This window comes from Priestia sp. SIMBA_032, assembly GCF_046535215.1.
Classification (GTDB): Bacteria; Bacillota; Bacilli; order Bacillales; family Bacillaceae_H; genus Priestia; species Priestia aryabhattai.
Genome location: NZ_JAWRXD010000004.1, coordinates 246,656 through 269,360, shown reverse-complemented (window position 1 = coordinate 269,360; position 22,705 = coordinate 246,656). Strand labels below are relative to the sequence as shown.

Annotated in this window: 25 protein-coding genes; 23 read left to right on the top strand and 2 right to left on the bottom strand. The window is 34.7% G+C overall.

Annotated elements, in window-relative coordinates; all coding sequences use genetic code 11:
• The first annotated feature begins 2 nt into the window (after positions 1–2).
• The 17 genes from SB717_RS15590 to SB717_RS15510 all read left to right on the top strand — a co-directional run bounded on the left by SB717_RS15590 (position 3) and on the right by SB717_RS15510 (position 17,481).
• The gene (locus SB717_RS15590) at positions 3–1,274 is read left to right on the top strand and encodes a phage portal protein (protein WP_410904126.1); all 1,272 of its coding nucleotides are present in this window, start codon (positions 3–5) and stop codon (positions 1,272–1,274) included.
• On the top strand, positions 1,255–1,836 hold the full coding sequence (locus SB717_RS15585) for an HK97 family phage prohead protease (RefSeq protein ID WP_410904124.1): 582 nt from the start codon (positions 1,255–1,257) through the stop codon (positions 1,834–1,836). Before SB717_RS15590 ends, SB717_RS15585 begins: the two co-directional genes overlap by 20 nt.
• An 18-nt stretch (positions 1,837–1,854) precedes the next feature.
• Positions 1,855–3,012: a phage major capsid protein gene (locus SB717_RS15580; RefSeq protein ID WP_410904123.1), complete on the top strand. Its 1,158-nt coding sequence runs from the start codon at positions 1,855–1,857 to the stop codon at positions 3,010–3,012.
• Positions 3,013–3,043: 31 nt separating this feature from the next.
• Positions 3,044–3,340 carry a TenA family protein gene (locus tag SB717_RS15575; protein ID WP_410904122.1) on the top strand — a complete coding sequence of 99 codons (297 nt, stop codon included), beginning with the start codon at positions 3,044–3,046 and terminating at the stop codon, positions 3,338–3,340.
• Between the two features lie 4 nt (positions 3,341–3,344).
• The gene (locus SB717_RS15570; protein WP_410904120.1) at positions 3,345–3,614 is read left to right on the top strand and encodes a head-tail connector protein; all 270 of its coding nucleotides are present in this window, start codon (positions 3,345–3,347) and stop codon (positions 3,612–3,614) included.
• On the top strand, positions 3,601–3,903 hold the full coding sequence (locus tag SB717_RS15565; protein ID WP_377258522.1) for a phage head closure protein: 303 nt from the start codon (positions 3,601–3,603) through the stop codon (positions 3,901–3,903). Before SB717_RS15570 ends, SB717_RS15565 begins: the two co-directional genes overlap by 14 nt.
• Entirely contained in the window at positions 3,903–4,277 is a 375-nt protein-coding gene (locus SB717_RS15560; RefSeq protein WP_410904119.1) for an HK97-gp10 family putative phage morphogenesis protein, read from the top strand. Before SB717_RS15565 ends, SB717_RS15560 begins: the two co-directional genes overlap by 1 nt.
• A complete protein-coding gene (locus SB717_RS15555; protein ID WP_410904118.1) occupies positions 4,274–4,600 on the top strand; it encodes a hypothetical protein in 327 nt (108 codons plus the stop codon). The genes SB717_RS15560 and SB717_RS15555 overlap by 4 nt, the downstream gene beginning before the upstream one ends.
• A 23-nt stretch (positions 4,601–4,623) precedes the next feature.
• Entirely contained in the window at positions 4,624–5,223 is a 600-nt protein-coding gene (locus tag SB717_RS15550; RefSeq protein ID WP_410904117.1) for a major tail protein, read from the top strand.
• 87 nt (positions 5,224–5,310) lie between these two features.
• Positions 5,311–5,676, top strand: coding sequence for a phage tail assembly chaperone G (gpG, locus tag SB717_RS15545; RefSeq protein WP_410904116.1), 366 nt, complete (start codon positions 5,311–5,313; stop codon positions 5,674–5,676).
• Positions 5,639–5,878: a hypothetical protein gene (locus SB717_RS15540; protein ID WP_410904275.1), complete on the top strand. Its 240-nt coding sequence runs from the start codon at positions 5,639–5,641 to the stop codon at positions 5,876–5,878. Before gpG ends, SB717_RS15540 begins: the two co-directional genes overlap by 38 nt.
• Positions 5,879–5,903: 25 nt before the next feature.
• On the top strand, positions 5,904–11,045 hold the full coding sequence (locus SB717_RS15535; RefSeq protein WP_410904115.1) for a transglycosylase SLT domain-containing protein: 5,142 nt from the start codon (positions 5,904–5,906) through the stop codon (positions 11,043–11,045).
• Entirely contained in the window at positions 11,045–12,523 is a 1,479-nt protein-coding gene (locus SB717_RS15530) for a distal tail protein Dit (RefSeq protein ID WP_410904114.1), read from the top strand. The genes SB717_RS15535 and SB717_RS15530 overlap by 1 nt, the downstream gene beginning before the upstream one ends.
• Before the next feature lie 6 nt (positions 12,524–12,529).
• Positions 12,530–16,150, top strand: a complete 3,621-nt coding sequence (locus SB717_RS15525; RefSeq protein WP_410904113.1) for a phage tail spike protein — start codon at positions 12,530–12,532, stop codon at positions 16,148–16,150.
• A gap of 59 nt (positions 16,151–16,209) precedes the next feature.
• Positions 16,210–16,425, top strand: coding sequence for a BhlA/UviB family holin-like peptide (locus SB717_RS15520; protein ID WP_410904112.1), 216 nt, complete (start codon positions 16,210–16,212; stop codon positions 16,423–16,425).
• A 20-nt stretch (positions 16,426–16,445) separates the two neighbouring features.
• Complete coding sequence (locus SB717_RS15515; protein WP_410904111.1) at positions 16,446–17,165, top strand: D-alanyl-D-alanine carboxypeptidase family protein; 720 nt, start codon at positions 16,446–16,448, stop codon at positions 17,163–17,165.
• A gap of 76 nt (positions 17,166–17,241) precedes the next feature.
• Positions 17,242–17,481: a hypothetical protein gene (locus SB717_RS15510; RefSeq protein ID WP_410904110.1), complete on the top strand. Its 240-nt coding sequence runs from the start codon at positions 17,242–17,244 to the stop codon at positions 17,479–17,481.
• 137 nt (positions 17,482–17,618) lie between these two features.
• Here SB717_RS15510 and SB717_RS15505 read toward each other — a convergent pair whose 3' ends face one another.
• Positions 17,619–17,816, bottom strand: coding sequence for a helix-turn-helix domain-containing protein (locus SB717_RS15505; RefSeq protein WP_410904109.1), 198 nt, complete (start codon positions 17,814–17,816; stop codon positions 17,619–17,621).
• 333 nt (positions 17,817–18,149) lie between these two features.
• Here SB717_RS15505 and SB717_RS15500 point away from each other — a divergent pair, with 333 nt between their 5' ends.
• The 4 genes from SB717_RS15500 (at position 18,150) to SB717_RS15485 (ending at position 20,654) form a co-directional block, all read left to right on the top strand.
• Positions 18,150–18,458, top strand: a complete 309-nt coding sequence (locus SB717_RS15500; RefSeq protein ID WP_410904108.1) for a hypothetical protein — start codon at positions 18,150–18,152, stop codon at positions 18,456–18,458.
• Complete coding sequence (locus SB717_RS15495; protein ID WP_410904107.1) at positions 18,458–19,642, top strand: FtsK/SpoIIIE domain-containing protein; 1,185 nt, start codon at positions 18,458–18,460, stop codon at positions 19,640–19,642. The genes SB717_RS15500 and SB717_RS15495 overlap by 1 nt, the downstream gene beginning before the upstream one ends.
• Positions 19,639–20,223, top strand: coding sequence for a replication-relaxation family protein (locus tag SB717_RS15490; RefSeq protein ID WP_377258479.1), 585 nt, complete (start codon positions 19,639–19,641; stop codon positions 20,221–20,223). The genes SB717_RS15495 and SB717_RS15490 overlap by 4 nt, the downstream gene beginning before the upstream one ends.
• Positions 20,224–20,501: 278 nt before the next feature.
• Entirely contained in the window at positions 20,502–20,654 is a 153-nt protein-coding gene (locus SB717_RS15485; RefSeq protein WP_410904106.1) for a hypothetical protein, read from the top strand.
• A gap of 99 nt (positions 20,655–20,753) precedes the next feature.
• On the opposite strand, the gene SB717_RS15480 is transcribed toward SB717_RS15485, so the two are convergent.
• Positions 20,754–21,383, bottom strand: coding sequence for a hypothetical protein (locus SB717_RS15480; RefSeq protein WP_410904105.1), 630 nt, complete (start codon positions 21,381–21,383; stop codon positions 20,754–20,756).
• Positions 21,384–21,808: 425 nt separating this feature from the next.
• On the opposite strand from SB717_RS15480, the gene SB717_RS15475 reads away from it, so the two are divergent.
• Both SB717_RS15475 and SB717_RS15470 read left to right on the top strand, forming a co-directional pair.
• The gene (locus tag SB717_RS15475; protein ID WP_098622596.1) at positions 21,809–22,330 is read left to right on the top strand and encodes a hypothetical protein; all 522 of its coding nucleotides are present in this window, start codon (positions 21,809–21,811) and stop codon (positions 22,328–22,330) included.
• A 109-nt stretch (positions 22,331–22,439) separates the two neighbouring features.
• On the top strand, positions 22,440–22,658 hold the full coding sequence (locus tag SB717_RS15470; protein WP_328127239.1) for a spore germination protein: 219 nt from the start codon (positions 22,440–22,442) through the stop codon (positions 22,656–22,658).
• The last annotated feature ends 47 nt before the right edge of the window (positions 22,659–22,705 follow it).

The following is a 22,705-nucleotide window of genomic DNA, read 5'->3' as shown; positions in this document are numbered from 1 at the left end:
ATTTGGGATTATTCGGCTGGATGTTTGGCAATAAACAACCTGACACAAAAACATTACAACGATTTGAAATGATTAGTGATCAAAGTAATGGATTCTTTGCATGGGGAGGTGACTTGTACGCTTCAGATATTGTTCGTTCTTGTATTCGTCCTAAAGCAAGAGCAATAGGGAAGTTGATTGCTAAACATATTCGAGATAGTGTAACTGACTTTAAAGAAAACCCTAATGTCACTATTCGTTTTCTATTAGAAGAACCAAATCCATTAATGACAGGTCAAATGCTTCAAGAAAAAATGGCAACTCAACTAGAACTCAACCATAATGCATTTGCGTACATGAAGCGTGACCCATATACCAATGTACCATATGAAATTTACCATTTAAATTGTGTTTCTGTTGAAGCTTTAGAAGGTCGTGAAGGCGATTTATTCTTAAAGTTTTATTTTGCTAATGGTAAATCTAAAACAATTCCATATACAGATGTTATCCATCTAAGAAAGGACTTTCATTCTAGTGATTTGTTTGGTGAATCACCTGCAAACACATTAGCACCGTTAATGGAAATTGTAAACACAACAGATCAAGGTATCGTTCAAGCAATTAAGAATAGTGCAGTAATCAAATGGATTCTAAAGTTCACAGCAAACATTAGACCAGAAGATATGAAGAAACAAGTAGATGAATTTACTAATAGTTATCTTAATATCGAAAATACTGGTGGTGCTGCTGGTGTAGATAGTAAATTTGATGCTATTCAAGTTAAAGCAGATAACTTTGTACCAAATGCAGAACAAATGGACAGAACTATTCAACGAATTTATTCATTCTTTAACATCAATGAAAAGATTATTCAATCTAAGTACAACGAAGATGAATGGAACGCTTTTTATGAGTCTGAAATTGAACCTATCGCAAGACAATTAAGTGAAGAGTTTACACGTAAGATATTCTCTAGAACTGAAAGGGGATATGGAAACAAAATTATCTTTGAAGCTTCTTCATTACAATATGCGTCAATGCAAACTAAACTTGCTCTTGTTCAACTAGTTGATAGACGTGCAATGGTTCCTAACGAATGGCGTAGAGTATTAAATCTTGCACCAATTGAAGGTGGAGACTTACCACTACGTAGATTAGACACAATAGTTGACGGTGGAAACACTACTACAGATGAATCATCGAAAGGTGGTGAAAATGTTGACAAAGGAGATGAACCAAAACAAACAGATGAACAATCAACAGAAGGAAAAGCAGTTGGAGAACAGACAGATTGATGTAACAAGCCTAGAAGTTCGTGCAACTGGTAATGATCATTACATTTTAGAAGGTTACATAAACAAATTTAATAATCGGTCATATTATCTTGGTTCTTTTTATGAGGAAGTACAGAAAGGTGCATTTGACCGAACATTAGCAGATGGACATAACATTTATGCATTAAAAAATCATGATGATGAGCTTAGATTAGGCTCTACGCATTCAGGTTCACTTCAGTTACACGCAGATGATATTGGTTTGAGGTTCAGTTTAAAAATTAACCCTGAAATCTCATATGCCAAAGACGTTTATCACCTTGTAAAAGATGGACTATTAGAAAACTGTTCATTCGGTTTCTATTGCATTCAAGATGAAATTGTTAGGTTATCAGATGGAACAGATTTACGTTATCTCAAAGAGATTGAGTTAGTCGAAGTTACATTAACAAATAAACCTGCATATGAATCAAGTCAAGTTGCATGTAGAAGTTACGATGAATTCAAAGCAAAAGAATTAAAAAATAAGCAAGACGAATTAAAACGGAAAAAGCTATTACTAAAACTAAAATATTTCAATTAAAGGGAGTTAAATAAAATTATGAAAACATTAAAAGAAATCGAAGTTCGTTCAGCAGAAATTAAAGCACTATTAGAAGGTGAAACAGACGTTGATGTAGACGCATTAGAAAATGAAATGCGTGAATTAGCACAAGACAAAGCGAAGCATGAAAAACGTGCTCGACTATTAAAGGAAGCTGGTGAATTAAACGTGAAAGAAGAAGTTCGTACAATTGAATCATTTAACACACAAGAACATCAAGAAACTCGTGAGCAAGCAGACGTAGAAAAACGTGCAAAAGACCTTAAAGAAGACCGTGCTATTACAGTTGCAAGTGGAGATTTAGTATTACCTAAACACACTTCATCTTCTATCAATGGTACATTCAATCAAATCTCAACTTTACTTGATCGTGTAAAACTTACACCGATGACTGGTGGAGAATCATTCCAACAACCATATGAAGTTTCTCATAGTGAAGGTGGATACACTGATGAGCAAGGAAACTATGTAGAAGTTGAAGTAGAAACTGATTATGCAACAATCGGTAAAACTAAAATCACTGCTTACAGTGAAGTAACTGAAGAAGTTCAAAAATTACCTGCTGCAAACTATGAAGGATTAGTTATTAATGGTGTAGGTAAAGCATTACGTCAAACAATTACAAAGGAAATTCTAGTTGGTAACGGTGCTGTTGGTCATTTAACAGGTATCTTCTCTAACCAAGCTAAAGCTATTGACCCTGCTACTGATTTAGCAATCTCTGCAATCACTGCTGACACTTTAGATGAAATCATCTTCTCTTATGGTAACAAAGAGGATGTTGAAGCTGTTGCAACACTTATCCTTTCTAAAGCAGACTTAAAAGCATTCGCTATGTTACGTGATGGTCAAGATAAGAAAGTGTATGAAGTTAAATCTCAAGGTAACACTGGTACAATCGATGGCGTTCCTTACATCATCAACTCTGTATGTGCTCCTGTTTCTGCTGCTGGTACACCTGCTGGTGCTTATGCTATGGCTTATGGTGTTCTACAAAACTATGAGCTTGTAACATTCTCTGGAACTGATATTCAACGTTCTAATGACTTCAAATTCAAACAAGGTATGATTGCTCACCGTGGTTCTGTATTTGTTGGCGGTAACGTAGTAGCTCACAACGGTTTCTTACGTGTGAAGAAAGCTCCAACAGCTTAATAGTTAATAAATTATAAAGGATTGGTAATTAATGATTTATAAATCGACTGTATTGAAAGCTTTTAAAGACAAAGATACAGGTCGTCACTATGGAATTGGTGGCTTTTTCAGTTCTGAAGATGCTGAGAGAGTTGCCTATTTAGGTGATTTAGGTTTTGTTGATAAAGAAGTAAAAGAAATTAAACCTGAGCCTGTCGTTGAAACAAAGAAGAAGGAAACAGCAGATAAACCACCATTTAAACATGTTGGTGGTGGCTGGTACGAACTAGCTAATGGTGAAAGAGTTAAAGGTAAACAAAAAGCATTAGAAGCCATTGAGAGTAGGTGATTAGATGATTGAAAAGGTGAGAAAGAGTTTAAGAATTTCTCACACTGCATTAGACGATGATATTCAAGACTTAATTGACGCAGCATTAATGGAATTACAGTTGTCAGGTATTAAAAAATTAGATGAGAGTGATCCATTGATTATCCGTGCTGTAACAGTATATTGCAAAGCTGAATTTGGCTTTGATAATCCTGATGCAGAAAGGTTTAGAGCTTCATTTGAATCGTTACGTAATCATCTATCTTTAGCAGGTGATTATAATGCTTCATCGTGATATCGCTCATCTATTAACAACTGAAATCAAGAAGACGAATGGTGTTCAAAACAAAGTAATCACTAGTAAGCAAATGGTTTTCGTAAATAAGAAAAGCGTTGGTACTCAAGAGTTTTATCTTGCTTCTCAAACTGGTTTCACACTTGAATTAATGTTGGAAATGCACACCTTAGATTACAATGCCCAAGAATATGTTGAGTTTAATTCTAAAACGTACAGAATCATACGCACGTATGAAAAAGGCGATACGATTGAATTAAAATGTCAAGCTCATAGTGGTAAATTGTAATGCCGTTAGAAGTAACTGGATTAAAAGAAATGGCTACCAAGATTAAAAAAATTGAAGCAGTAATGAAGAGTACTAGAATTAGTGAAATGGCTTTAGAAGCTGGTGCGGAAATCTTACGTGATGAAGTTAAGCGTAGAGCACCACGTTCTAAAGGCGGTGGTAAACATGCTGCTGATCGTGTGGTTATTTCAGCAGTAATTGAAGGTAAAATTGCTATTGGTTTCATTCCTGATGATTGGTTCATGAAATATCATGAATGGGGAACAAGCAAAATGAAAGCCAGACCATTCTTTGAACCAGCGTTTAATGCAAAGCAAAAAGAAATTCAACAAGCTATGTACAACGTTTATGTAAGAGAGTTGAAGAAAATATGATTTACGATTTAATTGAAGAATTGTTAGAGCCATTTGAAGTAACGACAGGTGTTATTAGAGTAATTGACCCACCTGATACGTACATAACCTATTTTCAATATGATGAAGGCGCTACACGATTCATAAACGATGAAGAATCAATAACAACATATTACATTCAAGTGGACGTGTTTTCAAAAATTGATGCATTCTCACTTGGAAAAGAAGTACAAAACAAATTAATAAAAAATGGATTTATTAGAAGAAGCGTATTCCACGACTATGAAGAGGACACTGAGTTGTTCCGTCACGGGATGCGCTTTTCCTATACACAAAAAAACTAAACTAAGGAAAGAAGGAATTATTAATGTCAGCAGATAAAATGACAGTCGGTTTTAAAAATATTCATTTCGCAATTATGCAAGAAGATGTACGTAAAGGTGAAACAACTTATGGAACACCTAAATATTTCGCAGGAGCAATGCAAGCAACATTAAATCCGAATGCCAGTTCACAAACTGTACATGTTGATGATGTGCCTGTAGCAACTGTAACAAGTACTGGTGTATTAGAAATGGAATTACAAGTGGACAGCATTACCAAAGAAGCAGCAGCAGAATTATTTGGCTACCGTATCGATGCTAATGGCGTATTACTTGAAGCAACAAAAGGTAAATCTCCATATATCGCTTTAGGATTCGAGTCTGAGTCTATCGATGGCGGTAAATTAATGAACTGGATGTACAAGGGAAAACTTACTGTACCAAGTCAAGAATTCCAAACTAAAGGCGAGTCTGTAGAGATCAAGAACCAATCAGTAACAGGTCAATTCGTTAATCGTTTATCTGATGGTGAAAAGAAAGTATCTGTACATAGTAACGATGAAGGAATTAACCAAGAAGTTATTCTTGACTGGTTCGATGAAGTTTATAAGCCAGTTGCAACAACTGTACCACCAACTGTTTAATCAAAATATACCCTATGGGAGTATCTATAATGGGTACTCCCTTTTTTTCTATTAAATTAACCAAAAAATATTGGAGGAACTTAAAAAATGATGGATTTAAAATTACGAATTAATGGTGAATACAAGCAAATGCACGAACCTTTTATTTCAGGAATGACTTATAGAAAATTTCTACCTTTGAGCGAAAAACACGATTATTTACATGAAGAAGTACCTTTTGATGCACTAGATGATTTGATTGTTCTTATTGTAGAAGCTTTTGATAAACAGTTTACAGTAGATGAGTTTTATTGTGGACTAAGTTCTTATGATTTACGTGTAAAAATTGCAGAGTTTTTAGCTATTGTAAAAGGATTCCCTTCACAAATGGAATTATCAGATGAAGAGTTAGAAGAAATGACTAAAGAAACGGAAGATGATGCCACACCCTCAGACGGAGGCGGAGAAGCTTGACGATTTCTACAACTACATGTTGACAACTCAAGGTTTAAAGCCACATGAAATTGATCAGATGGACATTCATCACTTATTCAAATTAGTACGTAAACAAGTTAAACAAGCAAAAGAAAATGAGAAAAGTAATACAAAAGGAAACAAGAAACAAGAACCTAAACCACGAAAAGGTTTCTTAGATGAAATACCTGGGTGGGCATAAAAAAAGAGGGAGGTGAACACAGCATATGGATATGGGCAATATGGCTTCAATGAAGTTCAAGCTTGATTTAGAAGGACTTGGTTCAGCAACAACAGACTTTGCAAAATTAAGTCGTGTTACAAAAATTTATGATAGTGAAATTGCTAAAGCTAAAGCAGGTATTAAAAAGTTTGAACAAAATTTAGATGCAATGAAAGAAGTTGCAGATGCAACAACTAAGAAATTAGAAGTACAAAAGCTTACTGTTAAACAAATGGAAGAAGAGTATGCTGATTTAGTTCGCACAAAAGGTGAAGATGATGCGGAGACACAGAAATTATTAACTAGATATAATCGTCAAGTAGCTCAAATGAAGAAGACTGAAATGGGCTTACAAAACCTAAACGGAAAGATTAAGGAACAAGGTAGTGCTTATGTCGAAGTTTCAAAAGAAGCAGACAAAGCAATTAAAGGTATCGAACAAGATTTAAAAGTTTTAAATAGTCAGTATGATAAAACAACTGATGGGATCAATGATTTAAAACAAGAATCAGAGAAATTAAATAAGACTTTAGAATTGCAAGGTAAAGTTTCTGAGCAACTAAAGAGAAAATATGAAGCTTTAAAAACTGAGAAGGGTGAAGATAATAGAGCAACGAAAGACGCTTTAATAGCTTATAACCAGTCTATCCAAACAATGAAGAAAACCGAAACAGCCCTAGATGGTGTAAAGGTTAAGATAAAAGAACAAGGTAGTGAATTTACTAAAGCATCTAAGGAAGCTAAACATTCACTAGATGGCATTGAACAAGATTTAAGAGTCTTAGCAAGTGAATATGGTAAAACGTCTGCTAGTATGTCTAAGATGGGTTCTAAATCAGAAGATTTATTTCAACAATCTATGCATATGGAAAAGCAATTAAAGCTTGAAGAGAAAGCAGTTCAAGCATTACAGCGTAAATATGAAGCATCAGCCAGAGAAAAAGGTGAAGATGCTAAAGAAACAAAAGAAGCGTACATTCAGTTAAATGAATATATCGCAAAGATGAACAAAACAGAAAGAACTTTGAACAGTCTAAATCATAAGATAGATGACTCGAAAGGGACATTTAGATTATTTGGACGTGAAGTACATATTGCTGGTGGAAAGTTGAATGAGTTCAAAGAACGTGCAGGAGATATTCATTCATCAATGAAAGCTGGTATGGTTGCTGGATTGGCTGCTGGTGGTGCTGCATCTGTAAAGGCTGCTGTTGATATTAACAGTTCTCAAAAACGTATCCAATCACAATTAGGTCTTACAGCTAAAAGCACGAAAGAATTAAATAAAATTACTACAGATTTATGGAAAAAGGGTTACGGTGAAAATATGGACGAAGTTCGTAATGGACTCGTTCAAACTAGACAAAATATTAAAGACTTGAACAACGATGAATTGAAACAAGTAACACAAGATGCTTTAGTATTAGCAGATGTTTTTGAATCAGATGTAAATGAAGTAACTCGTGCTGGTGGAAATGTAATGAAAGGTTTCGGAACAGACTCTAAACATGCATTCGATTTGATGGCTTGGGGGGCACAGAAGGGACTCAACTTCTCCAATGAAATGTTCGATAATCTCTCAGAATATGCGCCACTCTATAAGAAAATGGGCTTTAGTGCTGATGAATATTTCCAATTGTTACAAAAAGGTACTGAAAGTGGAGTTTACAACTTAGATTACATAAATGATGCAATGAAAGAGTTCCAAATTCGTATTAAAGATGAATCCAAAGCTACATACGGTGCATTTGATGGTTTAAGTAAAGGCACTAAGAAACTTTGGAAAGAGTTCAAAGATGGTAAAGCATCTGTAAAAGACGTACATAATGCTGTTATTAATGACTTAAAGAATATGGATAACCAAGTGGACGCTAATAGTTTGGGAGTTTCGCTATACGGAACGAAATGGGAAGATTTAGAAAAAGATTCCATGTTCGCTTTAGGAAACATTGATGGAAAAATTAAAGGCGTAGATGGAAGTATGCAAAGAGCTTCTGCTGTAACTGAATCTGTAGGACAACGTGCTAAGGCTGCTTTCCGTGAATTTATGTCTGCAATTGCTCCATTGGGAACTAGATTATTAGATATCGCTGATCGTTGGATGCCTAAAATCGAAACAGGTATTAAAAATGTTACAACTGCATTTGATAAAATGTCACCTTCTGCACAAGATGCTACGATTGCTGTTTCAGGATTTGTAGGTGCTGGTGTTGGTATCGCTGGTATGATTGGCGGTATTGGTGGAATTGGTAGTGCATTTGCTTTATTATCTAATCCAATTGGTTTAACAGCATTAGCAATTGCTGCTGTTGGAGTAGAAGGAGCACTAGTTTATAAGAATTGGTACGCCTTAAAAGACTTAATGAAAGACCATCCATTGTTAGGATTAGCTATTAAACTAACTCCTGTTCAGGGACAATTCATTGAACTTGTAGGTAGTATTCGTGAGTTCCGTGACCAAATGAACAAATCAGCAATCGACACTGGATTAAACTCAGACAAGATTTCAGCAGGAACTAAGAAAGCTGTTCAAGCCTACATGGATATGGACAACAAAGCGTATGCTTCAATGGTCAATCTATCTGCAAGAGGTGGAATAGTTACAGATGAGTTTGCGAAGAAACAAATCTCTCAATATGAAGCAATGGCTGCTAAAATTCAAACTTCAATGGACACTGACCATGCAAAACGTATTGAAAAGACTAAGGCTTTATTTGCAACAAATACTGCATTATCTGACGAAGAAAAGGCATTAGCAATAAAGAAAATGGATGATGACCATGCAAATAAGAAATTACGTCTTGAAGAGTACGTGAGAAAAGTATCTGAAATTGAAAACAGAGCATCAAAAGAGAAACGTGATTTGACTGAATCTGAAAAACGCACAGTAAACGGAATACGCGAAAATATGCGAGTTATGGCTGTTCAAACTTTAAGTAAATCTGAAGCTGAACAAAAGATGATTCTAGGACGTTTGAAAAATGACGCTTCTAAATTATCAGCAGAACAAGCAGCGAATGTTGTTAAATCATCTGCAACTCAACGTGATAAAACTGTTAAACAAGCCGATGAACAGTATCAGAAACAAAAGAAAAAGTACGAATATCTACGTGATGTAACTGGTACCATTACAGCAGAACAAGCAAGACGTTCTATTGCAAATGCCAAAGAACAACGTGACCAAACTGTTCGTAAAGCTGAACAAATGCATGAAGAAGTTGTAGAAGAAGCGCAAAAGCAAGCACAAGGACATATTGATGCGGTGGATTGGGAGACAGGAGATGTTAAAGACGGATGGGATGAAATGTACGACAAAGTTCATAAAGTCTACAATAACATCTTAGAATTCTTCGGAAAAGACCCTAAGAAAAAGAAATCAACGGAATCAACTAAATTCAAAAAGGATACTGGTAAACGTTCAGGCGGTACAGTAACTAAAGGTGGAGCAACTGAGAAGCAATATGCAATTGGGACACCAAACGGTTCACACCCAGGCGGTTTAGCTAGAGTCGGTGAAGTCGGTGAAGAGCTTGCCTATGTTCCTGGGCGTGGAGTAGGACTAGTAGGTGTAGGTGGAGAGCAAGTCTTAGATTTACCAAAAGGTACATCTGTATTACCTCACCATCACACTAAAAACCTTCTTAAACGTTATGGATTTGGTGGAAAGATGCCTGCTTATAAAAATGGTACAAAGGATAGCGTCTTTGATATGGCTATGAAGGGTGCAGAGCACTTATGGGATAGTGGCATGGAAAAGATTGGTGCTACTGATAAACTAATTCCTGATTGGTTCAACAAAATCTCAGGTAGCCCATTAGGACTTATGAGAGACATTGCAGTAGATAGCGTTCAAGGATTGATTGATGATTTTCTTGGTGCATTCGGTGGTGGAGATGGTTCATTTACTGGTATCGGTGGATATTATCTAGGTGCTCCATTCCGTATCACAACACGATTTACTCCAAATGGAAATAAAAAAGACCGTGTACATAAAGGTGGAGTTCATAATGGTCTTGACCTTGCCGCAAGTGCTGGAACCCCGATTAAGAGCTTAACGTCAGGCACAGTAGCCGAAGTTTTAATTAATAACGCAACGGGTGGTAATATGGCTCGTATTCGTTCAGGTTCAGACTTGCTATCATATGGTCACATGTTAAAAGCACCTAATGTTAAAGTGGGCGATGCGGTTAAAGAAGGTCAAGTAATTGGTTACGTTGGTTCAACAGGATTCAGTACAGGTAATCACCTTGACTTAAAGATTAAGCGTAACGGTAAGTACATTGACCCATTAGCATATTCACAAGGTAAAGCTGGTGGTGATGGCGGTTATTCTGGTGGAAACTACAAAGGACAATTCTCTTCTATCATCAACGCAGCAGGTAAGAAATACGGTGTTAGTCCTGCTTTAATTGCTGGTATCATTCAACAGGAGTCTAAGTTTAACCCTAACGCTCGTAGTGGTGTTGGAGCAACAGGTTTAATGCAATTAATGCCTGCTACAGCTCGTTCTATGGGTGTTAGAAATCCTCGTGACCCTTATCAGAACATCATGGGTGGAACACGTTACATCAAAGACATGTTGAGATTGAATAACGGTAATTTAGCATTAGCACTAGCTTCATATAATGCTGGTTACGGAAACGTTAAAAAATATCACGGTATTCCACCATTTAAAGAGACTCAAAACTATGTACGTATTGTTCAAGCCAACTACAACAGATTCAAGAAACAAGGTCTTGGTGGATATGCAACAGGTGGTAAAATTACTGACCATCAAGTAGCTCAATTAGGTGAAAATGGATATGACGAGTATGTATTAACTACTGAACCACGTTACAGAAATAAAAACTTAGCCTTACTTGCAGAAGTGTCAGAAAGACTAGGTGCATACAGTCCCATTCCTAAAGTGCCTAAGACTTCAAATGTTTCTAACAATATTATTAATAACAATACGACTAACAATTCATCTTCTACACAACAGCAACCATCGATCAATTATAGTCCTACTATCAACTTTACGTACACAGGTAGTCCTGATATGGAAAGCATGAAGTTGGCATATGAGAATCTGAAGAAACTAATGAAAGAGGATATGGAGAAAGCTAACCGTCCTAAAGGTATTAAACTAACAGGAGGTCTAATTTAATGGAAAGTAAGATTATAAGTTTTGGGGGAGTTCCGACTCCCTCTTTTTTAATTGTCGAGAAAGTTGACCTACCACCATTAGCACCATCAATTGTAGCAACTAAAGAAATTCCTATGAAAAGTGGTAAATTATTTGCTAATCAAAAGTTTGACTCACGTACAATTCCAGTTGATTTAGCTTTAATCGCACCAAGCAAAGACGAATATCAAGAAACATGTGCAAAATTAGCTGAATGGCTTTACTCTAAAACACCGCAACCTATTATCTTCTCAGAAAGACCAAATATCACATATTACGCAATTCTTGAAGGTGGTACAGACTTAGAACAATTTAGAGAACTAGGAAGAGGTACAGTTAACTTTGTTTGTCATAAACCTCATGGATATGGAACAACACAAGAAGTAGCTTTAGATTTAACTAAAGAATCAACACCTCTTATCAATATGGGGAACATGGAAACCTCACCTATTATCGATGTAACAATGGCTAAGAATGTTACTGATTTCTTTATTGCAACATCTGATAAATATTATTATTTTGGTGAACCATTTGATCCAACAGAAAAACAAGTAGTTGATTTATCACCAACAATTATGAATGACAATTGTAGTACTACGCAAAATTGGTTAAATGTAACGGATTGGACTGTAGATGGTGGAGTTATTCGTGGTGCAGCAATTCAATCTAATGGTTACACATTTGAGCAAGGAGCAACAGATGGTAAAAGAGATTATGGTACGGCAAGTGGATTGTGGCATGGTTCATCAATGGTTTATTCATTAGACCATGAAGTACAAGATTTTGAGATTGAAGTAGAGATAGGATTTAAAGCAACTGATAAGAAACAGAAGGGCAGGGTGGAAATTTATCTTTTAGATTCATCAAACCGCAAACTTGGTAAGCTTGCTATGAAAGATATTGATGATAAACGAGATAATCCAATTTTTGAAACACGATTAAGAGCACCTGATGGATTTACTAAAGGTACTGAGTACACTTATGGTGCAAAGAAAGGCGTATTCAGTAATTTTCATGGACATATCAAATTGGGACGTAGAGGAAGACAATGGCATAGCTTTATTGCAAAACTTGATGCTTTAAACCAATACGTAGCTAAGGACTATAAATCAATCACAGACACATGGAATAAATTTGGTACAAAAGTAGCTAAACTTCAAATTCATTTTGGTGCATACAGCAATGATCCAGCAGTTGATTCAATGTGGATTGGTAATGTTTTTGTTGAAGAATATCTTCCTAAAGCTGATAACAAGGTTGATTATTTGTTTAAAAAGAACGACAGACTTTATATCAATTGTGAATCAGGTGAGATATTACGTAATGGAATGGACGCTTCAGATAAGCTTTACATAGGTTCAGAACCTTTAATCATACCTAAAGGTGTAAGTGGGTTGACTGTTTCAGACCCATCTATTTTTAGTAGTGGTAAAGTGCGATTTACAGAGAGGTGGTTATAATAATTAATGTGGTACATATTAGACAGAAACTATAATACGATTGGTATTCTAGATAATAATTTCCCTGAAGGGTGTCCGATTCTTAGAGATAATATGAAATCGACATTAGCTGATGGAGCTAAATATCTAGAATTTGATGTTCCATCTGACCATGAAAAAAGTTCCCTTTTGACTATTGGGAACTTTATTGTTTATGTAGATGCTAAAAAGAATCGTGAACTATTCAGAATCACAACAGGAATTGAAGAAAATGGAGAAAGTATGACTGCTACAATTAAATGTGAATTAGCAGCAGTCGGTGACTTATTCAGTAGAGTAATTGAAGATAAAGATTTTACCGCAACTAGTTTAGAAACGATCATTGATTTTCTTGCAACTGATACGACATGGAAACTAGGTGAATGTTATTACAGTGGAAGCATAACTAAATCATTCGAAGATTTACCAAGAGCAAACGCAGCAATTCTTGATGCCATTTCTGATTTTGATGCAGAGGTAGAATTTAAAATTGAGTGGGATAATGTACGTCCAGAGAATAAGTTTATTAACATCAAAGATAAAATTGGACAAAAAACAGGCGTGACAATTCAATATGAACAGAATCTTGAAGGACTTACTAAAACAACTGAAGGTAATCCCATTGTTACAGCACTAGTTGTAAAATGCTCAAATAAAAATGGTAATGGCAATGCAATCTTATTGAAAGATGCAAAGGTTACACCACCAGACGGTTTTGAGATTATCGGAAATAGATTGGTTGATAATGATGCACTAGAGAAGTACGGTAATGGTATTAAACATATTGAAGACAGTTTTATCGATCAAACGTCAACTAACCCCGTTGAACTTTACAATAATGCATTAGCTTATCTACAAAAAGTAAACAAACCAAAAGTTACATATGAAGCTTCTGTAATTATGCTTGAACAATTCGAAGGTTACAATCACATGTATGTTGAAGTTGGCGATACTGTTAATGTAAAAGATACATCAGGCAAAGAAAAGCAATTCTTAGAAGCTCGTATTCTCGAAAAAGAAATAAGTCAAACTGATAACACTAAGGGTGGAATTGTACTTGGTGAATTTGTTGTGCGTCAAGTCACAGCCATTGAAGCAGTAGAGAAGTCACAGAAAAAACTTCAACTCAAAGAAAAAGAGTGGAGTGAAGCTTATGATTTAGCACACGGAACAGCAAAAGAACTAGATGAAGTAAAAGATAATATTGTCTATAAATGTGATGTCTTTTCAACTAAAGGAAGTACATTTAAAAATGGAATAATTAATACTCAACTTGTAGCAGTAGTTTATAAAGGTACAGACGATATCACTACAACTCTTCAAGAAACAGCGTTCAATTGGAAAAAGTTTAATGGTGATGGAACACAAGATAGTACATGGATTGGAACGGGTATTGGTAGACTTGTGACAATTACAAGTGAAGAAGTCAGCAGTAGAGCTACATTTCAATGTGAAGTAACTGTAGATGGAAAAATAGTTACAATTGATCAGATTACACTTATCGATTTAAATGACGCAATTATAAATGGTGAACGTCCAGAGAATCCAACAAAAGGAACTATGTACATAGATTCAACCGTATCACCTCCAATTTGGTATACCTATAATGGGACTGAATGGGAAAAGCAAGCATTATCTGTTGGAGATTTAGACCCTGCATTGTTAACCGTTATTACTGATAATTCGGACGCATTAGAAGTAATAGATGAACGTGTTACAACATCAGAAAGCACAATTGAACAACTTAGTAGTTCCATTACATCTAAAGTTGAATCAACTACATTCGATGACTTGAAGAAAAATGTAGATAGTAATACATCAACTATTTCACAACAAGCAGGACAAATTAGTTCTAAGGTTGCTAAGAATGCAGTAGTAAGTGAAATTAATCAAACTGCTGAAACAATTAAAATCAATGTATCTAAATTAGATATTGATGCAATCACTACTTTCTTTGCTCAAGGTAATCCAAATATGATGCCTGCAAGAATGGATTCATTCGAACAGTTAGATTTAGGAGTAGTACCAAGTTCAATGTTCTTAGGTACAACATCATTAACTCAAAAACATATCACAAACCTTTATTCATATGACGGTACTCGTTCACTTGTACTTCAAAGTTCAGCTAGTTCAGATGGATGGTTGTATCTATCATCAGGTTCAAGTGTTTATAATATTCCTGTTCAAATGGGTGCTTCATATTTCTTCTCATTCTATGTTAAGAATCCTGATATGATAAACCAAGCTAGAATCCGTGCTTCTGTTAAATTATCAAATGGTACATTTGCAACTGGTGGTGCTAAATTAGTTGGTGGAAGTGATGATTGGTATAGATACGAAGTTAAAGTTAATATTCCTACAGGTATTTCAGCTTGTAATCTTGTTATCTATAATGATACTCCAAATGTTCCAGCTTATTTTGATTGTTTCCAATTTGAACGAGTAGACCCTAATGCAATCAAAGCAAGTCCATTTAAACCTACTTCAGTAACTATTATCAATGGTGGAAATATTACAACTCAATCATTAACAGCAGACCATATCAAAAGTTTGAATGGTCTATCTGTCGGTACTCAATTTCAAATTGACGCTAATGGAAATGTAACGATTGGTGAAGGTGCTACATTGACTGCTGCTAGATTCAGTGGTTTACGTGGTAACACTATCTACTTTGGTGATAAAGGCGCAAAGATTGACGTAACAACAGCAGGAACTATTAACCGTGCTCGCTTTGGTGTTAATGACAACATCTATATTGCAGTTGATGATAACAATAATTTCAACTTTGTTATGGATGATGGTGCTTTTAATCCTAAGTTTTGGAGGGATAGCAACGGTCATAGATTACTAAGTTTAGGTTCAGCTAATATTGCTGGATTAGCTAGTGGTGAAGCTGTACATATTCGAAATCAAGCTAACACTACGTATGCTAAATTGGCTGCATCAGATATTACAGCTACATCAAGTCTCGATGTATGGGGCGGTGGTGGATTCAAAGGTGACGTAAGTATTACTAGTAACGCTGGTATGTTAAAGCTTAACGGTTCTAACCAAGCATATATTGAGTTTTCATATGGTGGTGCTCGTAAAGGGTATATAGGTGCTGAATCAGCAACAGGAAGCAACATGGTTATCGCTTCTGATAAAGATGAAATTATCTTTAAAACTGATGTATGTCGTGTGAAAGTAGATAACGGTACAGCAAGAGTTGACTTTAAAAATGCTAATGATAGTGCCTACATTCCTATCTACGCCTCAAATATCACTTATAATTCTGTTCGTGAGCGTAAGAAAGATATTGAACCTTTTGTTGGTACTGAATATCCTGATGGAACGATTAAAACAGCATTACAGCAAATTAACGAAACACCTATTCGTACATATCGATTTGTTGAAGAGTTAGAGAATGAAAGAAAACATGTAGGTTTGATTCTTGACGAAAGCCCAGTCGATGTTATCGATATTCGTGGAGAAGGTATTGATGCTTATGCTATGGGTACTTACTCTTGGTCAGCTATTCAAGAATTAAGTAAAGAGAATCAGGATTTACGTTCTAAGAATGCAGATTTAGAAGCGAGACTTGCAAAATTGGAACAACTTATATCTTAAATTACTTTAAACGCCTTGAGCGTTATTTTTTATGTCTAAAGTGGGAGGAGGTGACAGTAATGGATCAGACAATCCTAGATATGTTAATCAAACAAGGGGGCTATGCTGCGCTCTTTATTTGGCTATTTTTTAAAACTATGAAAGATTCAAAAGATCGTGAAGAAAGGCTTATGAATCATGTAGAGCGTACCACAGATACTTTGAAACAAATTGAACAGAGCGTATCGGGTATGCAGGAAGAAATCAAAGATATTCGAGAGCAGATTGAAAAATAAAATAAACTGGAGTGTTTAAAATGGGAGATTTCAAATATTTAATGGATCGTAGTGAAAAAGAATTAGTCGGTGTTCATGCAACAGTAGCAGAGAAAGCTAGAGAGTTAATTAAGAAAGCTTATGACGAAGGAATTGGAATTGCAATTACTCAAGGTTTCCGTTCATTCGCTGAACAGAATGCGCTTTATGCCATCGGACGTACAGTTAAGGGGACTAAAGTTACCAACGCCAAGGGTGGACAGTCAATACATAACTATGGTTTAGCAGTAGATTTCTGTATTTTTGATGACAAGAAACAACCTCAATGGACAGTTAATAAGGATTGGAAACGTGTTTGTGCGATTGCGGAATCAATGGGATTTGAAATCGGCTTGAAGTGGCGTTTTGTAGACCCGCCACACCTTCAAATGACATTTGGATTAACTCTTTCACAATTACAAGCAGGTAAACGTCCACCTACATCAGCAAAAGTAGAAGTTAAACCTGTATCAAATGTAGTCAAAGCACTTCAAGAAAGCTATGAGGATAGACCAATTGTTCCTTATCCAAACAAAGTAATTAAGCTAGGTGCGAGAGGGAAAGACGTGGAAAGAATCCAACGTGCAGTAGGCTTAACTGAAAAGCAAGTCGATGGAATTTTTGGCAAACAGACTGAACAAAAAGTAAAAGAATATCAAAAGAAACACAAGTTAGCAGTCGATGGAAAAGTCGGTTCTAATACGTGGAACATGATGTTCTAATAACAGGAGTAATTTAACGAGGGCAACGGAGTTCTAATTTGATATACTTAAAAATAAAAGGAAGGTGCTGTATCGAATGAATGAACTAATGAAGAAAACCCTTGTCATTGAAGAATTAGGCTTTAAAGAAGAAGAAATGGATGCAATAGATAATTACTTTCTCCTCTTTACCTTAACTTTTGAAGATTGGAATTCAATTGAGTTTGTTGATGAAAATGAAGAAGAGTCCGAACATTATTTTAAACTTCCCACTGGAAGAATGGTTTTCTTCCCAGCAGAGTTACTCTATAAAGAGGTATTAGCACAAATAGATTAATTCATAAGTGTGGGTAATTGTACAATAATTATAAATGAATTGTTCTTTTCTAAGTAAGAGTTTGAAATAAGAGTACAATTTCAGATTGAATACATAATTAAAATTATTACCCCACTCATCGTTTGAGTGGGGTTTATTTATTCCTCAATTTCCTCATACAAATCATCCACTTTAACGTTTAATACTTTAGCCAATCTAAATGCTTTGTCCATTGGAGGATAAGCTCTCCCACTGATCCAGTTACTTAATTGACTTTGAGTAATGTCCATTATCTCAGCTACATATTTCTTTTTGTACCCTTGCTTGTCTATAATTTCACCAATTTTACTCCGCATTTTCATCACCTAGTACAACTATTCTTCAAATTTAACAAAATACCTTTGCCGTTATTTTTGAAAAAAAATTCAATAATATTTTGAAAGACAAGTTAAGTCAGACGAGTCTATCTAATACATTATATTAAAAGGTTTACTATACCACCTACCATATCATCTACTATATCAGCACTAATATATCAGTCGTTTGTTTTTATGTTGATTTATCAAGGATTACAGGATTTGTTAAGAGTGAGGGAGCGAAGCGAATGAAGGCGACCAGTGCCCATATCTAAAAAATTTATACATGAGAATCAAAAATAATTTAAAAAGTTTTGATGGAGGTATGAGCTTATGAAATATGTACACACTATCAGCTTTTCCGATTTCATGGATAGAAGTTATCAGAAGGTTGTACAAAAAGAGAAGCCTACGAGAGCTTACTCCCTGTACATTAATCCAATGGTATTTCTTGATCCCACGGTTTGTGTAATTGGTGGGAGCATTCTAGGGCTAGCTCTAATTGAAAAGTTCTTAATTCGTCAAGGTAATATTGATATTGCTATGGTAATTCAAAGTGTTGCCCATATTTTGTTTCCCCTTTTAACGATAGGTAGTCTTGTTTACGTTTTAACTCATTTACCATTAGTGGGGTGGATGTAATGGAGTGGCTACAAACTAAATGGCATAAAATGAAGTGGAGAGGTAAACTCATGAAATGTTTCAAAGATGGAGGCATAGTTAAAACTGTCAAACATGGTTCTCATCGAAATGAATATTATCCAACTATTCATAATATCGATATAGACTTAAAGAAGAAAAATTATAGATTTGTTTTCACATTGAAAAACGGCATGAATCCAGAGTTAGTCCTTAATAATATATGGCTGTTTAAACAGACATTTGGAGAAAACATAGAGCTGTCAGGTAAATACAAGAGATTTATATTATCTGTGTATTCAAAAGGAATGCCAACTAAGGTTAATTATGATTTCAAAAAGATTGAGCCTTGTATGGAGAAAGCTTTAGTTCCAATTGTTACAGGGTATGATAATCAGAATGTCTTAAACGTGTTGGACTTAAAAGAATTGCATCATATCATGCTCACAGGTAGTACTGGCGCGGGTAAAAGCAGCCTTTTTCGCTCAATGATTTGTTCATTAATTTTTAACAAAACACCTGAAGAAATCCAATTTATAATGTCTGATTTAAAAAATAGTGAGTTTGGGATATTTAGAAACATTCCTCATGTAAAGTGTATTCATATGGAACAGAAGCCTTTGTTAGCTGAATTACGTGCTATAGAAACAGAAATGAAACGCAGAAGTAAACTTCTTGATGAATATGATGTAGAACATGTGTCAGAGTTAGAGGAGAAGTTGCCAATTATAATGATAGTCATCGATGAGGTATTTTTGTTAACAGACAATGATAAAATCATGAAGATATTAACCAACATATCTTGTCTAGGTCGTAGTGCTTCAATTCATTTAATTCTTGCTATGCAGCGTTCAGCAGCTAAAGAGTTAGGTGGTCAATTGCTAAATAATATGAATGGTCGCATTTCAGGTAAACAATCAAATGAAGTAAATGCTAAAATAGCTGGGCTTAAAAGTAGTAAGGATATTACTATCGCAGGAAGAATGGCTTTATCTATAAATGGAGAAGAAAAATTCATTCAAGTTCCTTTTCTCGATAAAAAAGAAGCCAAGAAGTTACTTGAACCTTATAAGATAGAACTATTACCAGACGAAAATAATGATATTGAGGTAGCAGTAGAACCTTTAGAGAATCTAATAGCATCTGATATTGCTCAATTACCGACTATTGGAGGAAGACGCAAATGAACAAGAGAGATCAGGAGATATTAGAGAATCTTAAGAAGTTCTATGTACTAGATAGGGATCAATTAATTCAACTGCATTTTCAAGAACAAAAACAACCTATTACAACATGTAATCGTATTATGAATAGATTAACCTCTAAAGGGTTAGTCAAAGTAGAACGTACTACCCGTCCTTATAATTATTTCCATAATGAAACTAACATGAAGCTTAACAGTACTAAAATTCCTCATTTCAAAGCTATCACACAAACTTATCTTGATTTATCTCAATTCACTAAACCATCGATATTTGAAGTAGAAATGAAATTAGGTGCTAAAGGAACAATAGAACCAGACATCTATGTTGTATGGAATGGGGCGCCTATGTTCATTGAATTACAAAGAAACAGATACACCTTAAAAGTAATGCAAGCAAAGATAGACCGTTATCAGGCTTACTATGACAGTAAGGAGTGGAAAAGGTTTACTGAACAATTTCCCTTTATTCTAATTCTTTCTGAGACACGATATAACATTGATACAGGTAATTTAGGTGTATATCAGGCAAAGGACATACAAGACTTTATAAAAAGTTACTTCTAGTGCAGCTCAAATTGGGCTGTTCTTTTTCAGTTAAAAGTAAATTAATTATAAAACTACATTTATATAGCCATTTTCATGAAAAATACTCTATTTTAATGTAATTTCAACCAGTTTTGAAAGATAAAGTTATTAAAAAGAGGATAAAAATGCTTTGAAAGTCTATTATGACGTTAAATAAAAGTAAATTAATTATAAATGCTAAAAAATCCATCATTTGACAAAAGAAACGTTGTGATTTAATCTTTATTCTTGAGTTTAACAACAGGAGGAAGTACATCATGGGAAAAACTAATAAATTGAAACTGGGAAAGATAACTGTATTAGAACCAACTGAAGAGAGAAGAAAAGAAATTCTTGAGGTTATGGAAAGTATGATGATGGATTACATAAATAGAAAACCAGATGAAGCAGAGAAGGACAGGGAGAATTAAATGGGGAAGAAAAAAATGTGTAATCATTCTTTTAAATTCATTAGTCTTAAATGGAGCTATTGATTAAGATGAAAAATAAAGCCTTTATTTAAAAAGGCTTTATTTTGATTTCTCAAGTAATTCATAAAAATCATTAAAGAAAAAATGAGCTAAGTCTAATAAATCAAGACAAAGTTGCGAAGTAATTTCAATACTGTATGAGGAAGTATTATCATCTAAATCATATTTTGTTAGGTTAATGGAATCTAACCTCTTAAAAGTAGAAAATGATTTATGGTCATCTCTAATTGTTTCATAAGGGTTATGCACGAAGAAATTTCTTATAATTTGGTAATCCTTTAATTTGTTCCAGTCATCTAACTTACTAATACTCAAGTCCATATTTTTCTTGAAAAAAGTTTTAGCTTTATCAATTCCTGTATCTTTAGTATTTTCCAGAGTAGTAAATTTAGAGAAACTTCTTTCATACAAAGAAGCAATCAATAATAGCTCCCGTTCTATAAAAGAGAAAACAGAGATAAACATGGACTTTCGATGAATTATAGGGAAAACTATTTCATGTCGATATTCGTTTGTTCTAAGTAAGGGGTCAATTCCTTCTTTATTAAACTCATTAGGATTACTTGAAGCGATCATTTTTTCAATAAGTTTGTTATAATGTTCAAATTGATTTAGTTGAGTAAGTGTTCCAGCTAAATTGTAAGAAATATGCTTAGGAATTTTGTTCATGACTATTGCTCCTCTGAGTTTAATTTTACAAAGAAAAAATTTCCAAGTAGTTTACTTAAATTATAATGGCTGATGCTTTTGAAAGGCAATGGAATTTGTCGAAAGATTTTTAGTATAATTCTATTGATAAAAAGACTACATCAATGATAAGATAATCTTAAATTACATACGGAAAGCTGTTATATCAACATTTATTAGTAGTCATATCAGTCTGCTTTTGTGCTTCAAAAAACCATTCGTGATAACGAAGAAGATACGGCGCACGAACGCAAATACGACAAAGCAGAAGAAGAATTGTAGAGCTGAAAAAGAGCATTTTTCTAGCTCCTTGAGAAACATCTCCATTTTTGGGAGATGTTTTTTTATATAAAAAAACAGGGAACTTGTCACTCCATGTCGTATTAATAAAGAAGGAGGCGATTGAATTGACACAACTAATGATTAATAACGTAAATTTTCACGTTGATATGTTTGAAGAAAAAATGATTACTGATGCGAATACAGGTGAAGAGTTGAAAAGGCTAAACTTTTCTTTTTCGGTTGTAGGCAAAGCAGCTTATGATAAATACGATGCATTTTTTGAGGATCCTTACTTTGAAGTAACAAATATGGAGACAAAAGAAACGCTAACACTAAAAAACATTTCGCATAGCACATTTTATCAGTCACCTGAAATTACCGATCATACAAATATTGTTTTCAGGGTGAAGCTGCAGCAAGAACCTGTTAAAACAAAAGAACAAGTAAAAAATGAACAGCCAACAGAGAGCACGGTAAACGAAATGCTTTTATCTAGAATAAAGTTTAAGGCTCTTGTCGAAATACTTGAAGAAAAAGGACTTCTAACAGAAAATGAATTGTATACTAAAATTGAAGAAGTAGCAGAACGAGATTTTGATATTCTGCGAGATGAATTAAGTCATTCTAAAAAAGAGGTAAAAGCGTAAAAATACCCCACTCTGCAGGGGGATTTTTTATTTATATCCATTAATGTATAACCCTTTTGATAAATCGTTCATATATTACATCACGATGAAAATAAAAAGGGTGAGGATAATGCCGATTGTTATTAATCATGTAGTGATTCCAAATGTTACAGGAGGAGTCGTTACGTTTGGCGATACGTACTATGTTTCTCCAAAAAGTAACAGTAAAACTGCACAAGGTTCAGGGTCTTCAAATACAGGAATTTGTGTAAATACAAATTCAGGACTTTCTAATACAAATACGATCGATCCGGATGGTTCTGATCAAACCGGCTTCGGAAACGGCTAAGGAAAGAGATGTTTTACTCTTCTTTCTACACGCCTTTTCAGTATTCG